This is a genomic window from Ruegeria sp. SATB027, from assembly GCF_059613825.1.
The window spans coordinates 1-3,053 of record NZ_JBXWTH010000008.1 but is presented as its reverse complement, the minus strand read 5'-3'; the positions used below and the strand labels follow the sequence as shown (position 1 = coordinate 3,053).

The 3,053-nt window shown below is 56.3% G+C and carries 5 protein-coding genes; 4 read left to right on the top strand and 1 reads right to left on the bottom strand.

Features of this window, described 5'->3' with window-relative positions:
* Positions 1-243: 243 nt before the first annotated feature.
* Complete coding sequence (locus tag AC2FPW_RS00555) at positions 244-609, bottom strand: winged helix-turn-helix transcriptional regulator (RefSeq protein ID WP_496812235.1); 366 nt, start codon at positions 607-609, stop codon at positions 244-246.
* A gap of 124 nt (positions 610-733) precedes the next feature.
* Between AC2FPW_RS00555 and gstA the strand changes: the two genes are divergently transcribed.
* Genes gstA through AC2FPW_RS00535 form a run of 4 tightly spaced genes read left to right on the top strand, consistent with a single transcriptional unit; the run spans position 734 to position 2,928 of the window.
* A complete protein-coding gene (gene gstA, locus AC2FPW_RS00550; protein WP_496812234.1) occupies positions 734-1,345 on the top strand; it encodes a glutathione transferase GstA in 612 nt (203 codons plus the stop codon).
* The gene (locus tag AC2FPW_RS00545) at positions 1,342-1,722 is read left to right on the top strand and encodes a nuclear transport factor 2 family protein (protein ID WP_480774587.1); all 381 of its coding nucleotides are present in this window, start codon (positions 1,342-1,344) and stop codon (positions 1,720-1,722) included. Before gstA ends, AC2FPW_RS00545 begins: the two co-directional genes overlap by 4 nt.
* A gap of 4 nt (positions 1,723-1,726) precedes the next feature.
* On the top strand, positions 1,727-1,948 hold the full coding sequence (locus AC2FPW_RS00540) for a tautomerase family protein (RefSeq protein ID WP_480560863.1): 222 nt from the start codon (positions 1,727-1,729) through the stop codon (positions 1,946-1,948).
* Positions 1,945-2,928, top strand: a complete 984-nt coding sequence (locus tag AC2FPW_RS00535) for an NAD(P)H-dependent flavin oxidoreductase (protein WP_496812233.1) — start codon at positions 1,945-1,947, stop codon at positions 2,926-2,928. Before AC2FPW_RS00540 ends, AC2FPW_RS00535 begins: the two co-directional genes overlap by 4 nt.
* The last annotated feature ends 125 nt before the right edge of the window (positions 2,929-3,053 follow it).

Genomic DNA, 3,053 nt, shown 5'->3' with positions numbered 1-3,053 from the left:
TAGCTGATTGACGATGTATTCATCAATGTCACCTCCGCCCAATGTCGGGCATCAGCAACCTAACGACAGTTAATGTGGCAACACAGAAAGAAAGGCTCGAGACACGCCATTTGCGCGTCGATCAGCCAGAAAATCACTCATGTCACCGCTCCGTTTTCGGAGCTGTGCAGCACGCGGCACAACAAAAACCAATGAATCCTGACCCTAGATTTGCTGCAAAGCTGTCCGCGAAGACGGGACCACTTAATCTGCCCCCTGTTGACTACCTTGTCGTGCCTTCAGTCGGTGGCCGACCTGAACAATCGCGTCAAGGGCCGGGATCAATTCGGCCCCAAGCTCGGTCAGGCTGTATTCCGTCGAGGGGGGCGACGTGCGCCGGACATGGCGGACCAGCACACCTCGTGCGGCCAGTTCCGACAAACGGGCCGAAAGTACCTTGGCAGAAATCGGCGGAATATCCGAACGCAGTTCACTAAAGCGGCGCGGCCCGGCCCGCAACGACCAGATCACGTTCGGCGCCCAGGCACCTGCAATCACAGCCATGCATTCGGTCAGCATGCAGGGTTCGGGTGGCGCCGGGCTTCGGTTGTTCCGCATCTTTAGGGCCATGAGGCGTTACCAGGTTTCTGTTGGGTTACTTTATTTTTTTAGTAACCATCAGAAACCTAGTTGTCAACGGATATGTCCTTCTCCATCTCTATGGTGCCACCAGTAATCCCCAGAAAGGAATACCATGAAACTCTACTACAAACCGGGCGCATGTTCGCTTGCCAGCCACATCGTGCTGACCGAAATCGGCACTCCCTTCGAAACTGAGGCCGTTGATACCGCGGCTGGCCGCACTGAATCCGGCGCGGATTTTAGATCCATCAACCCCCGAGGATATGTGCCGGTGCTTGCGCTGGACGACGGTGAACTTGTCAGGGAGGGATCCGCTATTCTTCAATACCTTGCTGATAAGAACCCGTCCTCTGATCTGGCACCATCAAACGGAACGATGGCCCGGACACGGGTTCAGGAATATCTGAGTTTTGTGGCGGCCGATCTGCACAAATCCTTCAGCCCGCTGTTCAAGGGTGATTCCACCGACGCCGAAAAAACCAAGGCGCGCAGCATCGTCAAAACAAAATTCGATCAGGTCGAAAACATACTGGCCGATGGGCGGGAATACCTTGTGGACGGAAAGTTTTCGGTCGCGGACGCATATCTTTTCGTTGTCTCGAACTGGGCAAATTTTACGGAAATCGATTTGTCCGGCTGGCCAAGCCTGAAAGCCTATGTCGAGCGGGTGGCAGCACGTCCCGCAACACAAACGGCGATGCGCGCCGAAGGGCTGATCCAATGACCCCGGCCGATCACAAAGCTGTGGTCGAATTGATGGAGGCCTATTTCGAGGGCCTTCATCACGCCGACAGCAACGCCCTGAGACAGGTGTTTCACCCGAAACTGGCGTATATCTGCGCCACCGAAGGGGATGAGCTGTATCTGGATCTTGAGAGCTATATGGCCCGTGTGGATCAGCGTGAACCGCCAGCCAAGCGCGGTGACCCGCGCGATGAAGAGATATTGCAGATCTCCTTCGGCAGTCCGAGGCTGGCCCATGTCATGGCCCGTATGTCGATGATGGGGCGCGATTATCTGGATTACCTTTCCCTTGTCCGCCACGGCAATGACTGGCGGATTGTCACCAAGGTCTTCTCCTACGTTCCAAGGAAGGATTAAAACCATGCCATATGTGAATATCAAAGTAACCCGTGAAGGTGGTCCTGACGGAACCGGCCCAAGCCAGAGCGAGAAAGCAAAGCTGATCGCCGGAGTGAGCGAACTGTTGCACGAGGTGCTGGGCAAAAACCCGGCAACCACAGTCGTCGTGATTGACGAGGTCGATCTGGACAACTGGGGCATCGGTGGGCTGCCGGTTGTCGACTACCGAAAGACGGCCACGTGAAAACCCGGCTGACCGAGCGCCTGAACCTGTCCCACCCGATCATTCAGGCGCCAATGGCGTTTGTTGCGGGTGGGTCGTTGGCCTCGGCTGTGACGCAGGCGGGCGGGCTTGGGTTGGTCGGCGGGGGTTACGGCGATCGGGACTGGATTGCGCAACAGTTCGATGCAGCCGGAACCACCCCTGTCGGGTGCGGTCTGATCACATGGAAGTTGGCAGAGCAGCCCGCTCTGCTCGATTACGTGCTGGAGCGCGGGCCAGCCGCGGTCTTTCTGTCCTTTGGTGATCCTGCACCCTTTGCCGACAGGATCAAACGGACGGGCGTTCCGCTTATCTGCCAAATCCAGACACTTCGGGACGCGCTGCGTGCCATTGCGGTTGGCGCCGATGTCATCGTGGCTCAGGGGGCCGAAGCTGGTGGCCACGGCGAGGTGCGCGGCACGATCGCGCTTGTGCCCGAAGTGGCGGATAAATTTGACGCATCGAACAGTTCGGCTGTACTTTGCGCCGCCGGTGGTATCGGCGATGGTCGCGGTCTGGCTGCGGCCCTGATGCTTGGCGCAGATGGCGTTGTGATAGGAACTCGGTTTGTTGCTGCAGATGAGGCGCTGATCCATCCGCAGATTCTCAGCGACATCTTGCGCGCATCAGGGGATGAAACCGTTCGAACCTCGGTTCCCGACATCATTCGCGGTTATTCTTGGCCGGACCGATACTCAATCCGGGTACGTCGAAATGATTTTGTCAGTAAATGGCATGGTCGAGAAGCCGCGCTAGACGCCGGCTTGGATGTCGAAAGACGACTTTGGAACGATGCTCAGAATTCCGGAAATCCGTCAATCGTTCCCGGTATTGTCGGCGAAGGTGTGGGTATCATAAGAACCTCGAAACCTGCAGAACAGATCATTGACGAGATCATGCACGATGCGATCAACCTTATCAAAGGTGAAGGCGGCAGACATTTGTTTCGGCATAAGGCTTGATTGTCTATCGGTCAAAAAACGCGATTAGGTGGGATCTAACGGTGTTGCCACATTAACTGTCGTTAGGCTGCTGATGCCCGACATTGGGCGGAGGTGACAATGATGAAGACATCGTCAATCAGCTT

What these genes read in the sequence shown, in the direction of transcription:
- AC2FPW_RS00555 (WP_496812235.1), bottom strand. Translation starts at nt 609, where the DNA reads ATGGCCCTAAAGATGCGGAACAACCGAAGCCCGGCGCCACCCGAACCC.
- gstA (WP_496812234.1), top strand. Translation starts at nt 734, where the DNA reads ATGAAACTCTACTACAAACCGGGCGCATGTTCGCTTGCCAGCCACATC.
- AC2FPW_RS00545 (WP_480774587.1), top strand. Translation starts at nt 1,342, where the DNA reads ATGACCCCGGCCGATCACAAAGCTGTGGTCGAATTGATGGAGGCCTAT.
- AC2FPW_RS00540 (WP_480560863.1), top strand. Translation starts at nt 1,727, where the DNA reads ATGCCATATGTGAATATCAAAGTAACCCGTGAAGGTGGTCCTGACGGA.